Source organism: Pseudoalteromonas sp. SG43-7, from assembly GCF_014164295.1.
Taxonomy (GTDB): Bacteria; Pseudomonadota; Gammaproteobacteria; order Enterobacterales; family Alteromonadaceae; genus Pseudoalteromonas; species Pseudoalteromonas rhizosphaerae.
Genome location: NZ_JACJEY010000037.1, coordinates 1 through 21993, shown reverse-complemented (window position 1 = coordinate 21993; position 21993 = coordinate 1). Strand labels below are relative to the sequence as shown.

The window sequence follows — 21993 nt, the reverse complement described above, 5'->3', positions numbered from 1 at the left end:
TGTTAATTTTTAATTAAATAAATTGCATAACTGTCTGCTGAAATTGTGATTTCGCCAGCATGATAGGCATCAGGTACGAAATTGCCTGAATTACTGTCTGACAGCATGGTTTTTTCAGCACGCATGTAAGGTTGAGCTGATACGTTCATAGGGGCATTTGAAGCACTATACAAACCTTTGAGTTCTACGTCGTATTCAGCTGCAAATTCTTTTGCCGCTGATTTTGCATCTGCAATTGCCATTTTTTGCACTTTCTTTTGCAATGACTCGTAACGACTCGATGTGAACTCAGTTTGATTTATTTCATTAATGCCTGCGTTCACTAAACTTTGCAGCAGTAATGGATATTTTGTTACATCCGTCAGTGTGAGTGAAAGTGTGCGACTAACTCGGTAACCAATAAAGTCTTGTTTACCTGTTTCACGGTTGTATTGATTTTCTCGGTTAATTGAGATTTGTGAACCATAAATACTTTTTTCATCAATCCCCTGCTGCTTTGCTAATTTAATCGCTTTAGCCATAGTTTGATCAGCTTTTTGTTTAGCGCTCATCAAGTCCTTATCAACTTCAACAATTGCAACGCCTAACTTTACATTATCGGCAATAGTGGAGATTTGCGCTTGGCCTTGAATATAAATGTGTGGGGCATCTGGTGTACTGGCTGCAAATACATTGAAACTTAGAGTCGCGGCTAACAATGGTAAATAACGCATACATATCCTTAATAGTTTTAATAACGTTATTAGATACCGTACGCGGTTAATTTAAAATGAACAAGCATAAAAAAACAGGCCGAAGCCTGTTTCTAGATAATTTACTAGTTAATCAGCAGTGATCACTTAGATACTACAACGTTTGTAATTACGGTATTTTGGTAACCAGTAATTTCTGTCAATTGCCGCCCATAACATATCATCGCTGATCTCAAGTGCAGCCCCCTCTTCGATGGCTTTTTTAGCCACCCCAAAAGCAATGCGTTTACTCAGTGTTTCAATTTCTGTTAGTGCAGGTAATAAACTCCCTTTACCGGTATTAGCTCGAGGTGATGATTCTGCCAATATTTCACTCGACACCATGAGCATTGCATCAGTAATACGGGTGGCCTTCGCCGCAATGACACCTAAACCAATACCAGGGAAAATATAGCTGTTATTACATTGTGGGATTACAAATGTTTCACCGTCATAAACAACCGGTGCAAATGGGCTGCCAGTTGCAACAATCGCTTTGCCTTGTGTCCAATTGATCACATCTTCCGGCAGTGCTTCAACTTGCTTAGATGGATTACTTAACGGGAAAATAACGGGCTGTTCGCATCCATTATGCATGGCGCGAATAACTTGCTCAGTAAATAAACCAGGTTGCCCTGATACACCAATGAGAATATCAGGAGCTGTGCAGTGCATCACATCTAGCAATGATGCGTATTCACCGCTGTATGTCCAATCAGCTAATTTATCTGTAGGTTGAGCAAGTGCTTGCTGGAAGTCGCGCAGTCCTTCCATACCTTGAGTTAACAAACCAAAACGATCAACCATGAAAACTTGGCTGCGAGCTTGTTCGTCAGAAATACCTTCCGACACCATTTGCGTAATGATTTGCTCGGCAATACCACAACCTGCGGAGCCTGCGCCTACAAACACTACTTTTTGTTCTGATAATTGTTCATTCTTCACACGACATGCAGCAAGCAACGAACCAACTGTAACCGCTGCTGTGCCTTGAATATCATCATTAAAACTGCAAATTTCATCACGGTAGCGTTTTAATAAAGGCATCGCATTAGGCTGTGCAAAGTCTTCAAATTGTAATAACACATTTGGCCAACGACGCTTAACGGCTTTAATAAATAGATCTAAAAATTCATCGTATTCATCTTGTGCAATACGTTTATGGCGAGCACCCATATACATAGGATCGTTTAATAACTTTTCGTTATTCGTTCCTACATCAAGCATAACCGGTAGCGTATAGGCTGGGCTTATACCACCACAGGCGGTATAAAGTGATAGTTTACCAATTGGAATACCCATGCCACCAATACCTTGGTCGCCTAAACCAAGAATACGTTCACCATCGGTAACAACGATAACTTTTACTTTGCCTTTGGTCGCATTACGTAAAATATCATCGATTTGATAACGATCTTCATAAGAGATAAATAAACCGCGCGCGCTACGATAAATATCTGAGAATTTTTCACAGGCATCACCCACGGTTGGGGTGTAAATAATAGGCAACATTTCTTCAAGATGGTCACGCACTAAACGGTAGTAAAGTGTTTCGTTGTTATCTTGGATGGCGCGTAAATAAATGTGTTTATTTAGGTTGTCTTTAAAACTTGAATATTGTTGATAACAACGTTCAACCTGCTCTTCAATCGTTTCATAGCGTGGAGGCAGTAATCCCGCAAGGTTGAAACTTTCACGCTCTTTTTGAGTAAATGCACTGCCTTTATTTAAGAGTGGCGTTTCGATCAGACCAGGGCCTGAGTGATGAATATAAAGATAATTTGGGTCAGTATTTGTAGTCATAAGTCCAAGCTTAACGAAGTCTTTAAGTTACGATCTGTCATTATTACTGTTGAATATTAAAAAGCAATGATATTCAATCTTGTCAGACCATTAGGAGAAAATAAGACGTGTGTGCTTAACACACACGTAAAAGTAGATTGTACATTAAATCACGATGTCAATTAAGGCTTATTCACTGGCATTTCGTGCTCTTTAAGAACAATACTTTGCTCACTTAAAGCGATCCCTTCGCGGCGAGGATCTGCGGCACCAAATAAAGTGCCATTGACGACTTCAACCGCATGCAAGCCAGAGTTTAAATCGACCACTTTTACTGTATGACCCCGCTTTTGTAAATCAGGAATAATCGCCTCGATAGCGGTGCCTTTTTCAATACTAGTGTAATTATTATTACGATTAGTAATTCTTGGCAAGTCAATGGCTTGTTGAGCAGTTAGTTGCCAATCTAGTACGCCAATAACCACTTGCGCGACATAGTCGATAATTCGGCTACCGCCAGGTGAGCCGACCACTAAGCGTAAACTGCCATCGTTATTAAACACCATCACCGGTGACATTGAGCTGCGCGGACGTTTACCTGCTTCAACACGGTTGGCTAATAATTTGCCGTTTTTGCGCGGCGACAAGGCAAAGTCGGTTAATTGGTTGTTTAATATATAACCGTTCACCATAACCGTTGAACCAAACGCCATTTCTATTGAGCTGGTCATTGATACCGCGTTCCCTTCACTGTCGACAATAGATACATGGGTAGTAGATGGCAATTCATACGCATCATCTTGTGCGTAACTTAGTAATGGACGAGGCTGCCCTGCATAGGCTTTTTCGTCTCGCTCACTTATTAATTTTGTCCGTTGCTCGATATAGCGTTTATCGAGTAGCTCATTAGTAGGAATATCTGCAAAATCGGGGTCGCCCATATACACATTACGATCCGCAAAAGCGAGTCGCGATGCTTGGCTAAAATAATGCAGGGCTTGTGCCGAATTAGCTTTAAATTGACCCATGTTCTTATCTTCAAGCAAAGCGAGAATTTGTAACACCGCGACTCCGCCACTGCTCGGTGGTGCCATAGAACATACTTTATAGCTATGGTACGGGGTGCAAACTGCGTCACGTTGTTTACTTTGATAATTAGCTAGATCGGTTAATGCTAAAGTGCCTGGCGCAACAATAGAATGAGTGACCGCAGCAACCATTTTCTTAGCGTTATCGCCTTTATAAAAAGCATCAATGCCTTTACTGGCGATTTTTTTGTAAACTTCAGCAAGTGGTTGGTTCGTTTTAACAGTACCAACAGCAAGCGGTTTACCATCTGGAAAAAAATAATCACGGATCACTGGAAGTGTTGTCACCCCAGGATTTATTTGTTTGGCTAATAAAGCATGTAAACGCGGCGATACTACAAATCCTTGTTCAGCAAGTTCTATGGCCGGTTTAAACAGTTCCGCCCATGCAAGTTTGCCATATTGTTGATGCGCTTTAGAGAAGGCATGCAATAAACCAGGTACACCCACTGAACGGCCGCCAACCACTGCTTCAATCCAAGGTGCCGCGTTACCTTTTTCATCTAAAAACAATGTTTCGTCAGCATTACTTGGCGCTGTTTCGCGGCCATCAAAGCTGGTTAGCTTATTATGACCTTTGTCAAAATACAGCATAAAAGTCCCACCACCAATTCCTGATGATTGCGGCTCGACCAAGGTCAAGACTAATTGCGTTGCAATGGCAGCATCGACTGCACTGCCGCCCTTAGCGAGTATGGTTTGTCCTGCTTTAGCAGCATAGGGGTTTGCCGCAGCAACCATATACTGCTGACCGGTGACATGTTGCTTAAGTTGATGGCCAGTGGCGGCTTCTGGCTCGCGTACTTCTCGTGGTGTTTGAGTGGCTAAAACAGGTAAAGTGAGAAGAGTTAAACTAAAGACGACGCTGGTTTTAAAAGGTAAAAACATAAAAAGACCTTAATTGCATTGAGATGTTTGGCATCTTAAAGTTAAACGGGCACAATATGCAAAATTTTGCTGTAAAAAATAAGAATAAAATGGTCAATTTACCACTTCAACCCCGATATATTTTACCCCCGCTGTGTTTAATGGCATTAAGCGCCCTATTTGCAGCGTTTAATTTAAATGATGTTTTAGAGTTTAATCGCCAGCTCATTGACCAAGGCCAAGTATGGCGTTTGATCACGAGCCAATATGTGCATGCTAACTGGGCGCACTTAGCATTAAATTGTGCCGGTATCGTACTGATATGGGCGTTACATGCTGAGCATACAAAACCGACGCAATATGCATTACACACCTTATTTTTGGCTGCTTGGTGCGGTATTGGGGTTTACTTTTTTTGTCCTGACATTCACATTTACACCGGATTGAGTGCACTACTGCATGGTGTCATTGTATGGGGGGCAATCAAAGATATTGAAGTTGGCATGAAAAGCGGCGGTTTATTGTTTATCGGTATTTGGCTTAAAATTACTTATGAACAATTTCATGGCCCCAGTGCTGAAGTGAGTAAATTAATTGCCTCTCGGGTTGCTGTTGATGCTCACTTAATAGGTGCAATTGGCGGAATAGTACTCGCAACGCCACTGCTGATAAATTATATAAAAAAACGCCAAGCATAAGCTTGGCGTTGTCTAAAAATTTAGTGCTTATAAACTTTCTTTAAATAGTTTATGAATACGACGGTATTCATCTAACCAACTAGAAGGCTGTACAAAACCATGTGGTTCGACTGGAAATATAGCCGTTTCAAAGTTTTCTTTTTCAAGCTCAATTAAACGCTGTACTAAGCGTACTGAGTCTTGGAAAAACACATTATTATCAACCATAGGAGCGTTGATCAATAAGCGGTTTTTAAGTCCCTGCGCATAATATATAGGTGAACTTTTTTCATACGCAATTGGATCTACATCTGGGTGATTTAAAATGTTTGATGTGTATGGACCATTATAGTGTGCCCAATCGGTAACTGGACGAAGCGCAGCCCCTGCTTGAAATAAATCAGGCTGAGTAAATAACGCCATAAAGGTCATAAAGCCACCATAAGAGCCGCCATATGTACCCACAGCACCGGTATCAACATTGGCATTTTCAGCCATCCATTTAACACCATCGGCTAAATCTTCAATTTCTGGGGTACCCATTTGACGGTAAATCGCCGTACGCCAATCACGTCCATAACCTTTTGATGCGCGATAATCCATGTCCATCACTACATAACCTTCAGAGGCTAGTAATGAATGAAACATAAATTCGCGGAAGTAACCTGACCAACCCATGTGTGAGTTTTGTAGATAACCTGCGCCATGGTTAAAAATGATCGCTTTGCGGTTTTTGCCGCTCTCACCTTCTACATAGTCTGCTGGGTAATACACTTTTGCGTATACCGGTTGTTTGGTATGACTTGACGGTACCGCAACAATTTTAGGCGCAATTAATTGTTTTGCTAAAAATTCACTCGATACTGTATGAGTTAGCTGCGTTGCAGTTGTATTCGCTTTTGCATCAGCAACATATAACTCTGGTGGAGCCATGATTTTGGAATGTGTTAACAATAATTTGCTTTGATCAGGGCTTAATTTATAGTCGGTCATACCGTCTAAGTTGGTTACTTGCTCTGATTTTGCCGTTTGTGGATCAACGCGGTAGATTTCATATAGACCAGGATGCTCAACATTGGCTTTGTAATAAATTGCACTGTCGTCATCTGTTAGTGTGAGGTTCGATACGACAAACCGGCCTTTGGTAAGTTGTGTTGCTTTACCATTGAGTGGTTTTTTATATAGGTGGCTATAGCCAGTTTCTTCAGATAAATAATACAAGGTATCTGAATTATTTAACCAGCCAAAATCGTTATAAGCATAGTTAACCCATGCATCATCGTGTAAACGATGTTGTGAAACAAGTTTGGAATTTTTAGTATCAACAGTAGCTAACCAACGGTCTTTGTTATCCCATGCTTCAAGCATAATCGCGACTTGCGTGCCGGCTTTGTTCCAGACGATAGCACTTTGATCCCATCCCCAATCCATCATTAGGTTGATAGCACGAAGTTCTTTTTTAGATTCATATGTTTTGCCGTCACGGGCATAGTTTTCTTTTTTAACTGCCGCTAATACATCTTCATCAAAACCAGGTAAAGTATCAAATGCGAGTGCTGTTTGCGTTTGCTCAGTTAAATCTATGTAGATAACTTGCGAGGTTTGTGGTTTTTCATCAGCAACACGACGACGTACTTTTTCAGCTTTTACCCGTGCATTATCAGCAATATAGTTTGGCATGATGTCGGATTCATCTCGCCAAGGTCTGGCTTCAGTGACAACAGCAATTAAGGCTTTACCATTTGGAGATAACTGCACATCGGCTAACTCATTGCCTTTACCTAAGTAAAACTGAGCATTGGCAATTGAACTATTTTGCTGGTTGAGTTGCTCTTTGCGCGCTTGTTTATCTTTTTTATTTTTATGGGTCAGCGCAATGTAATCAATCAGTTTATGCTGTTCTTTAGCGATGTAAGTTTCAGGCTCTGTAACTCCTTTTGGTGCATCGCTCAAATGAAGATTTACAAGCTCAGCTTGCAGTCCCGTTGCCAGATCTACTTTATAAAAAGAGTTTGCTTGACGATAAGCTAAATTACCATCAGTTAAAAATTGTGGTTTAGATTGTTTAGCACTGTCGTGAGTAATTTGTGTAATTGCACCTGTATTAATGTTCTTTACAAATATATTACCTTCAAATACATAGGCTTGCTGTGTACGATCTGCTGAATAAACAGCATCATCAGCCCCTAATGTATGCAATTTATTTAACGCTACTTGGCTTGCAGCTTGGCTATCAACAGCTTGTGCAAATAAGTCTCGAAGCTCATTACCTTGTTGTTTTTGCGCATAGACAACTGTTTTTGAATCAGCAGCCCAAAACGCACGCTCTGCTTGGCGGCCTAACCAATCAGGATGAGCCATTGCTTGCTCAAGTGTGATTGCGCTGCTACCTGTATCTGCAGGTGTTACAACAACGCTGGCAACAGTTGATTGTGGTTGCTCTGTAGGGGTAGATGCGGTTGATTGACAACCGGACAACATAACGCTGGACGCGACGGCAAGTGCAATTAAGGTTTTTTGAGTAGAAGATTTAAAAATCATAGGGCTTCTGTAAGGTTATTGTAATTCCCCCAATTTAAGCAGAAGCACCTATGTAATAGCAATTATTTCAGACAAACAGCCAAACTTTGCTGTTTAATAACCAAGTTACTTTATAGAAATATCTAACCACACCATGCGATGATCTGACGATGCATTACGATCTTTAATTAACCGGTACAACTCGCTACTTTTAGTTGGCCAAAATACCCCACCATCATGGACTTCAATGCCATAAGTTGAAGGCAAAACATAATCTGCACGAGCTTGCCAGTTTGCAGTGTAAGCCGCAGCATACTTTTCACTGTAGCTGGTTTTAGCGCCCTTACTGGTTGGTGTAAATTTGCTGTTTATTAATGGATTTTTTAAAAGTTGATCCGTTGTTTCTGGGCGTTTTTTATCTCCTTCAGGAGCCGCATTTAAATCTCCGACTATAACAAATCGTGATTTTTCAGCTAACCCGCCTTTGACACCATGATCGTCATAGAGGTAATCTGCGCTGGCGATATAATCTTTAATCAAACGTACTTCATCATGATTACGTAAGCCGTTTCTATCTTCAGCACCATCAAATACAGGAGGCGTTGGGTGCGATGCAATAACGTGCAGCGTTTTACCTTTTACAGTAACCGGAATATCCCAAAACGATTTTGAACTGAGTCTCAAAGCTTGCCATTCTTCGTTGTTATACCAATTTTCACCTGTAGTTGGATCAATAGGCATTTTAGCATCTGGCATATCTTTGTATTTAAAGGTTTGTAAGGTACGAATTTTATCAAAATCAATTGGGTAGCGAGATAAAACGGCCATACCATAATGGCCTTCAAAAAAGCCAAAACCAAATGCATCCCCTTTAATACCAGTTGCTTGGCCGTCATTATCTAGATCAAATGGCGTTTTCAAACCTGTGTTTACTGGGCCAACATAGCTGTACGGATAATCTATAGCGGGCTGTTTATTTTGGCTTTTAGCAAGGTAGTGCGTTTTAAAATAATCAATGCCTTGCGCTTTGCTGACATAATCAAATTCATTTAATAATAAAATGTCAGGGCGAATACGTTGAATGATCTCGGCAATATTTTTGATTTGTGGATGATCACTTTGTAATGCATTTACCAAACCTTTGGCATCAAGGGGTTTATCATTTTCAGCATAATTTGTTGCATCCATGCTCACATTAAACGTGGCTACACGTAAAGATGACGCGGCCAATGCTGAGTTAGAAAAACCACTGATTAATAGGCACGCTAATGTGGCGATAGAAAACTGCTTCTTCATACGATATATCCATCTAAAATTAATAACAAAATGACACTACTTACGACTATCCATAAAATAATTGCCATTATAAAGGGCTTTAGTCCTGCTTGTTTTAATACAGCCAGTGATAAGCCACTGCCAATTAAGAATAAAGTCATTACCAATAGTTGTTTTGCTACGGTGTTGATCAGCTGCCAGAGATCCGTAAATTGAGGCAAATACGTATTGATCAATGCAGCAGCTAAAAAACCAACAATAAATAAAGGAATGCTGGCCTTTTCTTCTGAGCGCCAAAAGACACCTGCAATCGTAGTGTAGGGAATGATCCACATCGCACGTGTGAGCTTAACTGTTGTAGCAATACTTAGTGCCACAGCTCCATAAGCTGCTGACGCCCCTACTACACTGCTGGTATCATGAATAGCTAACGCTGCCCATAAACCAAATTGGTGTTGGCTTAAACTAAAGTAATGACCAATGGTTGGAAATAGTAGCAAACCGACACCGTTTAATAAAAACACTACACCAAGTGCAACCGCTACTTCGTGATCTTTAGCTTTAATTACCGGCGCCATCGCTGCAATCGCACTGCCTCCACAAATGGCCGTACCGAATGATATTAATACACCTGTGTTACGATTTAATTTAAAGACTTGCGTTAAAATTTCACCAAGACCAATGATCGCTGTAATACTGACTATGGTCAGTACCAGCGAACTGCGACCAACTTCAATCACCTGATTAAAATCAACAGCAAAACCTAAGCCAACCACCGCGGCTTTGAGCATCCATTTACTTGCCTTTTGGGATAGCTCTGCAAATGGATTACCGAGCAAAATTGCAAACATCGCGCCACAAATTAGGGCACTACCACCACCAATCAAAGGGGTGATACACAGGACAAAACAAAGCAGGTATAGAGGCTTTTTAATCCGATCAGACACAGACAAAATAATCCCTTCGTTACGAGCGCACAATCTTTGTAGTGAGCTTATGCACAACTGGCGCTACAAGAATTACGGTAGGAAATGCGACACAAAATGCAAAAGCCCACGCCGCTAACCAAATAGAAACTATGTTATCAATTAAACCAACATTAAAAATTGAAATTACCAATGACATAAAACCAGACATAAATAATGCCATGAAAAAAGCGAATACCACGGTTCTGTATTTAGCGCTAATCATAAAACCATTCCTCAAGTAAAAAGCCGAGATAAACTCGGCTTTTTTAGTTAATTTAAAATCAACGCGGTGCTGGCCGCTAATACGCCGGGATAATCTTCCTCCGGAAGATACTCCGACAATTGTGCTAAGCGTTCACCTAACTCATGAAGGTTCGCAGCAGATACATTAATATGGCCCATTTTACGACCAGGCTTTGCTGTTTTACCATACCAATGACTCGTAACCTCAGCAATGCTTAGTACTTGCTGAGGAATCGCGGCTTGTCCGAGCACATTCACCATTGCCGTAACACGCTGTAATTGTGTGCTACCTAATGGCAGCCCAGAGACTGCACGCATATGATTTTCAAATTGACTGCAATGCGCGCCTTGTTGGGTCCAATGACCAGAATTATGAACCCGAGGAGCAATTTCATTGACCAATAACTGCCCTGCCACATCGAAAAACTCAATCGCCAATACACCAACGTAATCAAGCTCATTAGCCAATTTATTAAATGCATCTTCAGCTTGTTGTTGAATCACTGATTTTTCTTTACCGGCGATAGATAAGGTTAAAACACCATTGGTATGCTGGTTTTCAGTAAGTGGGTAAATAGCGGTATTACCACTTTTATCGCGAACACCTATGATTGATACTTCACGATCAAATGGGATCATTTGTTCGGCAATAATAGTGTGTGGCGCGGATTCAGTACCGGAGGCAATAAAATCAGCCATTTGTGACCATATCTGCTCAATTTGATCATCTGATTTTAAACGCCACTGGCCTTTTCCATCGTAACCGGCTTGACAGGTTTTGATCACTAATGGCTTACCCAAGCTAGCAACGGCTTGTTCTAAATGGGCTTTTTCAGTGATTAACTGATATGGTGCGCACTTAACCGCGGTTTTACTTAGTAATGCTTTTTCTAGGGCGCGATCGCCACCCGTTTTAATCGCGGCTTTACCCGGATAAAACTTTTTGCTTGCACAGCATAGCGTTAGCACATCATCAGGAATATGCTCAAACTCAGCAGTGATCGCATGAGCATCTACAATGGCTTGCTCTAACGTTGTAGTATAGATTTGCCCAGTTAATGGGTGAACAATTTTTTTACTACCAACATCATACGCAACCACATTTAAATTCAATGGCGCACCAGCTAAACACATCATACGTGCTAATTGGCCGGCTCCTAAAATTAAAATAGTCATATTACTCTGCTGGATTTGGGTTAGCTAAAATAGTTTCGGTTTGTTCTTTACGGAACGCTTCAACTTTGGCGAATATCTCCGGTTGCTGACAACCTAAAATCTGTGCAGCTAATAATCCCGCATTTGCAGCACCAGCTTCACCAATTGCTAATGTACCTACCGCAACACCTTTTGGCATTTGGCAAATCGACAGCAATGAATCAATGCCATTTAACGTTTTAGACTTAACCGGCACACCTAATACTGGTAACGATGTGAAAGCAGCGGCCATACCTGGTAAATGCGCTGCACCACCGGCACCGGCAATAATTACTTTAATACCACGTTCTGCTGCTGAACTTGCGTAATCAGCGAGTAGTTGAGGAGTACGATGAGCCGATACAACTTTAGTTTCGTAAGCGATGCCAAATTTATCTAGCATGATCGCCGCATGTTCCATAGTTGGCCAATCTGACTTGGAACCCATAATAATGCCAACAGTCATAAATACTCCTCAGTAATGGTTTTAATACCTATAGCGGACTTATGTCCGCATTAAAGGCGGTCATTATACACGTATTAATTGTTAAATTGCGAATATCGAGTAACAAAAAAGCCATGGCTAGCATGGCTTTTTGATCAGTATGTAAATTGAGCTTTAGCCTTCTTTACTGGCTAAATATTCAGAGTAAGTACCTCTGAAATCAATTATTTTGCCGTCTTTGATTTCCCAAATACGGGTTGCAACTGAGGATACAAATTGACGGTCGTGAGATACAAACATTAACGTACCTTCATAAGCTTCTAGCGCAAGGTTTAATGCTTCTATTGACTCCATATCCATGTGGTTCGTTGGCTCATCCATTAATAGGATATTTGGTTTATGCATCATAATCTTACCAAATAGCATGCGGCCTTGCTCACCACCAGATATTACTTTTACAGACTTTTTAATATCATTTTGTGAGAACAACATACGGCCTAAGAAACTGCGAACAACTTGTTCATCATCGCCTTCTTGCTGGCATTGCTCCATCCACTGAAATAAGTTCATATCGGTGGCAAATTCATCAGCATGATCTTGCGCATAATAACCGATATTATGGTTTTCAGACCATTTAAACTCGCCTTGCTTCGGTGCCAAACGACCTGCTAAAGTATTTAATAGTGTTGTTTTACCAACCCCATTTTCACCGATGATAGCGATACGCTCGCCTACTTCAACTAAGCCTTCAAGGCCAGTGAACAGCATATCGTCAAAACCTTGGCCTAAGTTTGTTAATTCAAGGGCATTACGGAATAACTGTTTTTCTTGCTCAAAACGAATGAACGGTGTTTGACGTGACGATGCTTTAACTTCATCTAATTGAATCTTGTCAATTCGCTTGGCACGAGATGTTGCTTGCTTTGCTTTAGATGCATTAGCTGAAAAACGCGAAACAAACTGTTGTAGCTCGGCAATTTGATTTTTCTTCTTGGCATTTTCACTTAATAAGCGTTCACGAGCTTGCGTTGCTGCAAACATATATTCGTCATAGTTACCTGGGTATATACGCAATTCACCATAGTCAATATCAGCCATATGCGTACATACAGAGTTTAAGAAATGACGGTCATGGGAAATGATGATCATTGTGCAATCACGTTGATTCAGTACATCTTCGAGCCACTTGATAGTATAAATATCCAAGTTATTAGTCGGCTCATCGAGTAGCATGATATCTGGGTCTGAAAATAACACTTGCGCAAGAAGCACTCGCAGTTTAAAACCAGGAGCAATCTCTGACATCGGACCGTAATGCTGATCAGTTGCAATACCTACGCCCATTAGTAGCTCGCCGGCTTTAGATTCTGCAGAATAGCCATCCATTTCAGCAAACTCAGTTTCAAGATCGGCAACCTTCATGCCATCCTCTTCACTCATTTCAGGCAAGCTATAGATACGATCACGCTCTTGTTTAATCGCCCACAGCTCTTTGTGGCCCATTATCACAGTGTCAATAACTGAATATTCTTCGTAAGCGAACTGGTCTTGGTTTAGTTTAGCAACACGTTCATTTGGATCAGTACTTACATTACCAGCTGACGGTTCCAATTCCCCACTTAAGATTTTCATAAATGTTGATTTACCACAGCCATTTGCGCCAATTAAACCATAACGGTTACCTTCGCCAAATTTAGCTGAAATATTCTCAAATAACGGTTTAGCACCAAATTGCATGGTGATGTTAGCTGTACTGATGATAGCGCTACCCTCCAACGGGGAAAATCAAAGAAATAAAATTGGCTGGAGTGTAAACCAAATAGGCCTATTTTTCCATGAATTATTAGCTTTGTGGGCTATAGCTGCAGTCCATCGAAATAAGCTAATTTAGGACAATTTATTATGCTAGTATTGTGTAGCTGCGCACAAAAAGAACATAAATTAACAATTCAAATTTCCTCTATCATTTTTTGATGATATTTTTTCACTTTAGCCATTAATTTAGCTTTGTTAGTCTGCGCGACCAAAGGACAATGATAAATAGCACACAAGGCAATATTAAATGAATAGAAAATTAATTGGGGTCATCATCGCAAGCGCGTTGATAGCACCGAGCGTAAACGCTGTTGAGGTTTATGATGACGGAAAAAACAATTTAACCATCGGTGGTTTTATTGACGCCAGAATAATCCACACACAAGGGCAAACTGAAATAGTTAATGGTGCATCACGGATTAGCTTTGATTTTAGTCGCAAACTAAAAGATCAGTGGTCAGCTTTAGCCTTATTAGAATGGGGTGTAAACCCTGTTGGTAGTAGCGATATTATCTATAACAACCGCTTTGAATCTATTCAAGATAAATTTTTATATAACCGACTTGGTTATGTAGGTATAGCACATGAAAAATACGGACAAGTGACAATTGGTAAACAATGGGGTGCTTGGTACGACGTAGTTTATAGTACTAACTATAGCCTAGTTTGGGATGGTAATGCAGCCGGTGTTTACACCTACAACAAAGACGATGGTGCAATTAATGGTACCGGGCGCGGTGACAAGTTATTGCAGTATCGTAATACGTTCGGTGATTTTAGTATTGCAACACAAGTGCAATTTAAAAATAATGATTTTTATACTTGCGATATCGAAGCCATTTCTGAAGCTGCTTGTCAGACTTTGTGGGAAAATGGCAGTGATCTTGCTCAACAAGTAGAATTTAATTCAACCTATGGGGCAGCCGTTACCTATTCAGTAAGCGACGACTTAAAACTTTCTGCTGGGTTTAACCGCGGAGAACTGACCGTAAATTACGCCGCAGGACGAATTCAGTCTGTTAATGATTTTATTTATGGCGCAGGCGTTACTTGGGGTAACTTCAACAATGATGGCCTTTATTTTGCCGCAAATATCAACAAAAATGAAAATCATGATACCGATAACTTAGGCCGTCTGATCAAAGACGCGATTGGGGTAGAGTCTTTATTATCTTATAAGTTTGATAATGACATTCGTACCTTCATTGCATATAACGTCTATGATGCTGGAACAGATTACGTGATCCAGCCAAATTTTAATGCCGACCCAAATGACAACTTTAAACGTCAATTTACAGTACTTGGCTTTCACTATCTATTCGACGAAGATACGATTTTTTACATTGAAGCACGTAAAGACTTTAGTGATTTTTCAAGTGCCGATAAAGAACAAGAATATCAAATGGGTCTATCAGAAGATGATGGCATTGCATTTGGTTTTCATTACACATTATAACTAGAACACTTACAGGCTGATTATTTAATCAGCCTGCTTTGCTAATATTTAGCACCCGCTGCGATCACATTTTTTTTGCTTTACCTTTAGTTGCAAACGCTTTTGTCAAAGCCAAATAACCTTCCTTAGGTCCTAAAATTATCCATAACATTAAAATTCCCCCCGGTAATAAAATTGCTTTAAGTAATGGTCCTAGCATGTAAGAATAAAAAATAATAAATGGGATAAATAGTCCGTAACCAATAACTTGTTTGATAAAGTTCATATAAGTTCCTTGTTTAAATGAGCGCGCTCACAAATATAATTGAGCGCAGTCACTTTTTCAAGTAACTTCATCTTTACTATCACAAGTTAAATATAATTAATTGATATACAATGAATAAAAAAACGCAAACCTATAATAAAATTCTTACCTCGGCTTGGCTGTTATTCTTAGAGCAAGGTTATGCTCATACATCTACACGAGAAATTGCAAAAGCGGCTAATGTGGCCGTTGGTACTGTGTTTAGTCATTTCGAAAATAAAATCGACTTACTAAAAGCAGGAATGCAGCAACAAATAGATACGATCATTCATCAGGCTAGTTTAACTGATCGCCAACATGCACCAAGGCTTAAGTTACGTCACTATGCCCTACCGTTGTTTGAATTTTATTGTAATAACATTGAATTTAGTAAAATATTGATAAGCGATATGATTTGGCAAGCAGCTTTTTTTGAACAGCAAATGAGTGAGTTTAAAAAACGGCTGTTCAATGAACAGCAAGAGTTTGACGATATAAAAGCAAGTGTGATGTTAGATTGTTATTTTATGACCATTATTTCAGGGTTAAATGAACCTGCGCCAGAACCTGAAAAAATGCTACGCCAACTAACCAGCAAAATATCTATTCTTTAGCGACAACTTATTTCACTCTGTGTTTCACTTTGGGCATTAAATTTAAGCTTTTAACTTACCCTTTGTTTAAGTTAAAAGCTTAACTTAAAGTAATAGCGCTTTTCTATGTGGTTAAGTGCATTTTTATTTGACCTGAACCTGATTACTTTAAGAACTCTGTAACTGCCCTATTAGTAAATCGTTGTATCAATGAAGATCCCTCCATAGCCAAATAAGCATAACTCTTGTGATACGTTTAATCGAATTACTAACTTTGATTTATCAAGCTCATAATTCCTTTTGACAGCTTTTAGTTAAAAATAACGCTTATGCAAAGTTATCTTAATTAATAACTTTTAGTATGATGTGTTCTTTTGCTGTTTGTTACGCAGATTTGTTACTATCTTATTCTTTAGTTAAGCATATTAGTTTATTGATGAATTATAGAAATCGAGTGCCTGCTTAACACTATGCACCGGGTTTTCCCTGTGCTCTAAACCTTCATTAATTCTGCTATTCCAAATAATATCATTAGCATATATGTTAAGGCTATTATTAAGACCAGCAAAGGCACTTAACATTAAAGGATGCTCGGCGCCTCCTACTGTTATATAGAGCGACAGCGGTATGTTATCGTCTGTATTGAGGCATCGTTGCGATAAGAATCGATCAAACTCTTTTACAACGGTCATATCGTCGTACCAAGCAGCCGGACTAAATGCAAAATAACCGTTAAACAGCCAAGGCTTTGTACTCATAGTGTATAAAACAAAACTCCCTCCTGCTGAATAGCCCGACAAAACACGATTATTATCTAGCTTATAATGTGATTCTAAATACGGTAATAACTCACCTTCAATAAAAGCCAAAAATTGATCTGCTTGACCAAATAATTCTGGTGAATTTTCACTTGCTGGTCTTGCTTGGGTATTCACATCTTGGCGTGCATACGGCGGCACTAAATCACGATTTCTGGTAAAGGTCCAAAATTGATTAGGAATAGACACTAAAATTGTATCTTGCTGCGCTGGTAACTCAGCCATCACTGAATCCCACTGCGTAAGATTAAAGTTACCATCGGTTCTAATGATCAAGGAGTAGCGCTTATTTGGCTCAAAATTGTTAGGTAAACGAATAAACACTTTCCTACTTTCATCCAATACCTGAGAATAAATAGTGATGTCTTTAAAATTTGACGTGTAATGCGCGTTATATTTATAAATGACAATAGCGCATGCAATGAAGCCGGCTGTACTCAATAGAATTATGATTGCAGTGCGATTTAGTTTTTTTAATAGCAGCATAGCTTTCAGGTAAAGATTGTTTTAAAAACAATACCCTTTCTGTATTTTTAATTAAACTACCGTTATGTAACAAAGTGTGATTTACAGTTGATACAACCATTGTTCACTCGCTACATGAGTGAATTTAAAACGGCGAAGTAGTTGCTGGCTTTGGCTATTTTCTGTCGCCACTTTCGCCTGTAAATTAGTAATGCTCAACTCATTGCCTAACTGCGCAACAACGGCTGTTATATTTGTTAGCATAAATGCTAATGCTTCAGACATAAACCCATTCCCCCAATGATTTGGTGACAACTCAAAACCTAACCAAGCAGTATCTTCTTCAATATCATATAAACCAATGCAGCCAATCAAGGTCGACGTATTTAGTAAGTACATTCCAAAGCGCAGCGTATTTCCTTCATACATGCCAGTAATATCATCTTGGATCAGTTGTTTTACGTCATCACGTGCAAGTGGCACTGCATAGTCATTAAACTGAGCAACTAACGGCTCAGACAAAATAGCCCACAACGCACTACAGTCCCTATGCTTAATTGGCTTTAATGTGATTCGACTTAGTGCAAACTCATTGTTCATAAATAAAATTAAATTACGGCTTTAAAGCCCGCTATTATTCCCTTAAGATACCCGCCATACAAGTTAATAACTGAGCTAATTATGAATGACGAATTTAAAGTAATACAACCAACAACCACAGTTTATTGCCCAAAGCGCGGTGAAGGTTGGACCCTTACAGGTATTACTAGCATTAATGAATTTACATCGGTTATGTTTGATGGTGTGCGTTATACGTTACCCGCACGTGAAATCATTGAACAGTTATTACCTAACCAGCTTGCTCGTGAACAAAAATAGCCACAACTTAAAATTCCCCGTTAAAGATACAAAACAAAGCCTTTAGTATTATAAAACACCTCAATTTAGCCAGCATTTCGTGTATAAATGCCAACCGTTTGTTAAGATATGTTGCTTTTGTAATCAACCATTAGGATAATTGTATAATACTTTGAGGTTAATAACGGATGCGCTCTGCTTATAGGAATTAAGCAATACAATTTTGGGAACAAGGATAGGCAGCTATAAACCAAATTGTAATTACCTCAGACTAACTATAGCTGTAACAATGGATCCTCGTTAAAAGGCCTACTCTAAATGAAAACAACACTAAAAATTACAACCCTGTCTGTTGCTATCCTTTCATCTTTGCAAGTTGCGCATGCAAACCAATGTAACGGTCAACTTTATGGTATTAATGCTGGACGCGGTGACACCGGTATTATATTTAAACTAGACGAATATACACAACAAACTCAAGCACATTCTAGAGCTAAATACAGCTCTTCAGCGCTTGCTCATATTCCGGAAACAAATCGCTTGTATTACATCTCAGCACCTCGCCCTATTGAATATCAAGTAGATGTTGAGCACTTAGGTTTTAATTCAACAGAGCTCAAATCTCTACCTATTAGTGGCAGTAAGTTTAAGTACATCAAATTGGCCTATGTTGATTTAGATACAAACGAACATGTTGAAGTTGGCAGAACAAGTAACATGTATCGTTTAGTGTATGACCAACAGAATAATCGCTTACTTGGATCATATAAAGATAAGCTATACGCGATTGATCCTGAAACTAGCGAAACAACTTTACTTGGAAATATTACAGGCCTTGAAAATGACCAAGGTATCTGGCGTGGTGACATGGTATTTAAAAATGGTGAATTAATCTTAGTCACCAGTACAAGTTTATATACTGTGAATGTGCAGGAACTTACGGCAACAAAATTATCTGATCACAACTTAACGACTGTCACAGGCGCTGCACTTAACCAGCAAGGTGATATTGTATTAAGCCGAACTATTTTAACTGATCTAGGCCATTCTAATAAATCTGAGTTGTACAAAGTAAATAAAAACACTGGTAATACCTGCCATGTTGCAGATTTTCCAGTACGTTTAAATGATTTAGCAACTAATTTTAACGAATCAGTTGCATGCTACGATGCACCAGTTTGCACCGTGTCAGATATTCCAAGCTTTACTATTGTACCGATTGTTGATTCAGTAGACGAAGGTAGCGCATTATCTTATAAACTAGAGCTAAGCAATAGTTATGAACAAGATAGTGATATTTATGTATCGACTTCAGCAGGAACAGCAACAAGTAGCGACTACAGTTTCTCTGATCAAGTCATTACTATTGCGGCAGGTGAAACAACTGCTTCATTTACAATCCCAACAATTGATAACGATGACTATAGTAAAACTAAAACCTTTACCGTCAATGCCGTTGCTCAGCTTAATGTAACTGGTTCAAGTTCTCTACCAGCGTCTATCTTAAATGATGATGCTCAGTGTATTGCCGAGAATTACACACGGATCAGTTACTCTTTTATCTCTGAAAATTCTGGTTATAATAATGATTGGGGTATTAAGGTTAATAACCAATATATTAAATTGTTAGATGAGCATGGAGCATCAGGTTATTACGACGTTAAAGCCAGTGATTCAATCGTTTACGTACTTTCCGTGAACGGTAATGCAAACAATCTTAAAACAGCCTATAAAGCCAGTGTTACTAAGCAATATTGGGAAGATCAAAACGACAGAGACTACAATGACTTCGTCGTAAATGTCACAACACAACCAATTCAAAAAGGCTGTAATTAATCTGAACTTAGGATAATAAATCCCTTACCCAAGGTTCAGGTAATTCATAACTTTCCTGTTTATCATTATCAAATTTACCCCACAAAAAAGCCAGCATCGCTGGCTTTTTAACGTCTAAATTGAAAATTAACGTAACGCGTTAATTCGACCATAAAGTGGTGGGGGTGAAGAGAATAACTCAGCCATACCTTATACCAATCGACTTAAATATTTAACCATTCTAGCGGGCTAAATAAAGCGCTGACTGCGTTAGTGATTTTTTATGTACGACTGCATGGATGCAGGAGGTAGAGCAATGCAGGAGCAATTGCCGAGAACAACTACATGTCAAAATTCCTGCCTTGTTATCACTGTATTTATCTGTCGCTATAAATGGTCAGTAACTTAACACGACTAGTATTAACCACTAGCAATACCCACCATAACAATAAAATAGACACCCACTTTTAATAATCTCAGACTAAACATGATTTTTATCTGGTAATTTTACTGTGTCCCCTAACATGCTCTCAATTTATCATGCAAATAAACAACTCATGATAAAAAACCTAAATAACAAACACACTAAAAAGTGCATTATTGCAATGCGCAGCTTTTTGTTTGGTTGACGTTTTAAGCAAGTAGCTTTTCTATATTATGAGCAAGACAATAAAGTTGCCGCATAATGCAATGAAAGCATTACTTTCGTTTTTCCGAGTAAGGTCAATTTATTCATGCATTTTTAACTGTAATATTGCACAGTTTACTTACAAGCAAACAGGCTCAATACAGCCTAACCTTTTACCATTCCTTAAATAAAAAGCTTTCATCGCCCTATTGAGCTGTCTTTTTGAGCTTCATTTTGTCGATGTAACTTACTTGCAGTCTTCCAACGCTTATCGACTAACCGTGGGTTTAGAACACAAGATCCCCCGTTTAGTAATAATGTGTTACAGGCAACAGTGGTGCTTTTTATAAAAATAGTACGCACTAATTAGATACGCAGTTTAATCAAGTTGAAGGTTAGTGATCGACTCGCCATATCCATACAGTGTGGTATCACCAATACCAAAAAGGCGCTTGGAAGCGAAAGCTCTTGTCAAAGCTCAAAAAAAAGGCATTAACATTGCGCTAGGCAATGACTATTTAGCGTCACAAGGTTTAGTGTCATTGAGAGATATTTGGATCAATATTCATGAGGGGAGATGAGCCGCCCATTGCACTTGCTGTTAATAAAAAGCGCATGATGAGCGGTCTGGGGCTTGATGTTAGAGACCCCCGGCTACCCGATTATGCGCCAAATTCCACATAGTTTAAATTTCCCAATTTATTAAAAGTAGTTGTTGGCTCTTGTTTAACAACCTCTTTGAACTGTATGTCACTATATAGGTTTTTACCATCAGCCTTTCGGAAAGCTCCGTTTTTAAACCCCTTAATCCATTGCTTATTCTCATAAGACACCTCAATACTTGTTCCACCGAAAATTGTTCTATTAATTTTATCTTCTGTGACTGTTTGTTTTAGAGGGTTTATCTCTATGTCAAAACCGCTACTTGTGTAAAAGCAGGTTTGGAACTCTACGGCGACGTCTTTTAAGGAGGCTGAAAAAAGATCAGGATTAAACCATATTATTAGCTCACTATAAGACTCATTACCGATTTTGGCTTCAAAGAGAACTTCAAAACCCAATTTTGATTCTGTTTCTCCATGGAGTGCATAGTATTTGTCGTGGCCTTTTGACTTAAGTTTATTCTTAAACGCTCTAATGCCGATATCCTGTCCTTTGGGAATACCATAAGGCCCGTGTATCACAAAGCTACTAGGCAGCTCTCCGAATTTAGAACTAAAAAAGTCTAGTAGCAGATCTACTAAATTCGGGCGGTGAATTCCACTTTGATCGGCTCCAATAGAATAGAGTTTGAGAGCAGTTAACTTTTCCTTTTTTCTAAAAATCATCCCAGACACTCTTTTGGCGCATAGACATAATGACTCCCACACGGTGTTAGCCTCCGCTTTTCGTGGGTTAGCTTAATTCAAAGCCAGAGCCATAATTAGTTTGTCTATCAACTAAACAGCAGAGGCTAACATGAATAAACATAG

Annotated in this window: 19 protein-coding genes; 5 read left to right on the top strand and 14 right to left on the bottom strand. The window is 39.3% G+C overall.

Annotated elements, in window-relative coordinates; genetic code table 11:
- Positions 1 to 2 precede the first annotated feature (2 nt).
- The 3 genes from H5200_RS15805 to ggt all read right to left on the bottom strand — a co-directional run bounded on the left by H5200_RS15805 (position 3) and on the right by ggt (position 4489).
- Positions 3 to 713: an SIMPL domain-containing protein gene (locus H5200_RS15805; protein ID WP_182740524.1), complete on the bottom strand. Its 711-nt coding sequence runs from the start codon at positions 711 to 713 to the stop codon at positions 3 to 5.
- Positions 714 to 839: 126 nt separating this feature from the next.
- Positions 840 to 2534 carry an NAD-dependent malic enzyme gene (locus tag H5200_RS15800; protein ID WP_182718850.1) on the bottom strand — a complete coding sequence of 565 codons (1695 nt, stop codon included), beginning with the start codon at positions 2532 to 2534 and terminating at the stop codon, positions 840 to 842.
- A 161-nt stretch (positions 2535 to 2695) separates the two neighbouring features.
- Positions 2696 to 4489, bottom strand: coding sequence for a gamma-glutamyltransferase (gene ggt, locus H5200_RS15795; RefSeq protein ID WP_182761819.1), 1794 nt, complete (start codon positions 4487 to 4489; stop codon positions 2696 to 2698).
- Between the two features lie 56 nt (positions 4490 to 4545).
- Here ggt and rrtA point away from each other — a divergent pair, with 56 nt between their 5' ends.
- The gene (rrtA, locus tag H5200_RS15790) at positions 4546 to 5166 is read left to right on the top strand and encodes a rhombosortase (protein WP_404936140.1); all 621 of its coding nucleotides are present in this window, start codon (positions 4546 to 4548) and stop codon (positions 5164 to 5166) included.
- A gap of 27 nt (positions 5167 to 5193) precedes the next feature.
- Here rrtA and H5200_RS15785 read toward each other — a convergent pair whose 3' ends face one another.
- The 7 genes from H5200_RS15785 to H5200_RS15755 all read right to left on the bottom strand — a co-directional run bounded on the left by H5200_RS15785 (position 5194) and on the right by H5200_RS15755 (position 13551).
- Positions 5194 to 7686, bottom strand: a complete 2493-nt coding sequence (locus H5200_RS15785; RefSeq protein ID WP_182761818.1) for a prolyl oligopeptidase family serine peptidase — start codon at positions 7684 to 7686, stop codon at positions 5194 to 5196.
- A 105-nt stretch (positions 7687 to 7791) separates the two neighbouring features.
- Positions 7792 to 8961, bottom strand: coding sequence for an endonuclease/exonuclease/phosphatase family protein (locus H5200_RS15780; protein ID WP_182761817.1), 1170 nt, complete (start codon positions 8959 to 8961; stop codon positions 7792 to 7794).
- On the bottom strand, positions 8958 to 9893 hold the full coding sequence (locus tag H5200_RS15775; RefSeq protein WP_220494631.1) for a putative sulfate exporter family transporter: 936 nt from the start codon (positions 9891 to 9893) through the stop codon (positions 8958 to 8960). Before H5200_RS15775 ends, H5200_RS15780 begins: the two co-directional genes overlap by 4 nt.
- Before the next feature lie 13 nt (positions 9894 to 9906).
- Positions 9907 to 10131 carry a DUF2798 domain-containing protein gene (locus H5200_RS15770; protein ID WP_145233348.1) on the bottom strand — a complete coding sequence of 75 codons (225 nt, stop codon included), beginning with the start codon at positions 10129 to 10131 and terminating at the stop codon, positions 9907 to 9909.
- Positions 10132 to 10178: 47 nt separating this feature from the next.
- Positions 10179 to 11327, bottom strand: coding sequence for a 5-(carboxyamino)imidazole ribonucleotide synthase (locus H5200_RS15765; protein WP_182735528.1), 1149 nt, complete (start codon positions 11325 to 11327; stop codon positions 10179 to 10181).
- A gap of 1 nt (position 11328) precedes the next feature.
- Entirely contained in the window at positions 11329 to 11811 is a 483-nt protein-coding gene (purE, locus tag H5200_RS15760; RefSeq protein WP_145233343.1) for a 5-(carboxyamino)imidazole ribonucleotide mutase, read from the bottom strand.
- A gap of 153 nt (positions 11812 to 11964) precedes the next feature.
- Complete coding sequence (locus H5200_RS15755) at positions 11965 to 13551, bottom strand: ABC-F family ATPase (protein WP_182761832.1); 1587 nt, start codon at positions 13549 to 13551, stop codon at positions 11965 to 11967.
- Between the two features lie 301 nt (positions 13552 to 13852).
- On the opposite strand from H5200_RS15755, the gene H5200_RS15750 reads away from it, so the two are divergent.
- The gene (locus H5200_RS15750) at positions 13853 to 15061 is read left to right on the top strand and encodes a porin (protein WP_149981168.1); all 1209 of its coding nucleotides are present in this window, start codon (positions 13853 to 13855) and stop codon (positions 15059 to 15061) included.
- Between the two features lie 64 nt (positions 15062 to 15125).
- Here the strand turns inward: H5200_RS15750 and H5200_RS15745 are convergent, their stop codons facing one another.
- Entirely contained in the window at positions 15126 to 15326 is a 201-nt protein-coding gene (locus H5200_RS15745; protein ID WP_182740530.1) for a hypothetical protein, read from the bottom strand.
- Positions 15327 to 15436: 110 nt separating this feature from the next.
- On the opposite strand from H5200_RS15745, the gene H5200_RS15740 reads away from it, so the two are divergent.
- Positions 15437 to 15958 (top strand): TetR/AcrR family transcriptional regulator, encoded by a 522-nt coding sequence (locus H5200_RS15740; RefSeq protein ID WP_149981170.1) that lies wholly within the window; start codon positions 15437 to 15439, stop codon positions 15956 to 15958.
- A gap of 404 nt (positions 15959 to 16362) precedes the next feature.
- On the opposite strand, the gene H5200_RS15735 is transcribed toward H5200_RS15740, so the two are convergent.
- Together H5200_RS15735 and H5200_RS15730 are read right to left on the bottom strand one after the other, a co-directional pair.
- Positions 16363 to 17241, bottom strand: a complete 879-nt coding sequence (locus H5200_RS15735; protein ID WP_182761815.1) for an alpha/beta hydrolase — start codon at positions 17239 to 17241, stop codon at positions 16363 to 16365.
- A gap of 81 nt (positions 17242 to 17322) precedes the next feature.
- Positions 17323 to 17820 (bottom strand): GNAT family N-acetyltransferase, encoded by a 498-nt coding sequence (locus H5200_RS15730; protein WP_182718859.1) that lies wholly within the window; start codon positions 17818 to 17820, stop codon positions 17323 to 17325.
- Between the two features lie 81 nt (positions 17821 to 17901).
- Here H5200_RS15730 and H5200_RS15725 point away from each other — a divergent pair, with 81 nt between their 5' ends.
- Positions 17902 to 18099, top strand: a complete 198-nt coding sequence (locus tag H5200_RS15725) for a hypothetical protein (protein ID WP_145233335.1) — start codon at positions 17902 to 17904, stop codon at positions 18097 to 18099.
- 297 nt (positions 18100 to 18396) lie between these two features.
- Positions 18397 to 19914, top strand: coding sequence for a Calx-beta domain-containing protein (locus tag H5200_RS15720; RefSeq protein WP_182761814.1), 1518 nt, complete (start codon positions 18397 to 18399; stop codon positions 19912 to 19914).
- A 1269-nt stretch (positions 19915 to 21183) separates the two neighbouring features.
- On the opposite strand, the gene H5200_RS15715 is transcribed toward H5200_RS15720, so the two are convergent.
- Positions 21184 to 21849 (bottom strand): hypothetical protein, encoded by a 666-nt coding sequence (locus H5200_RS15715; RefSeq protein WP_149981179.1) that lies wholly within the window; start codon positions 21847 to 21849, stop codon positions 21184 to 21186.
- Positions 21850 to 21993: the final 144 nt, after the last annotated feature.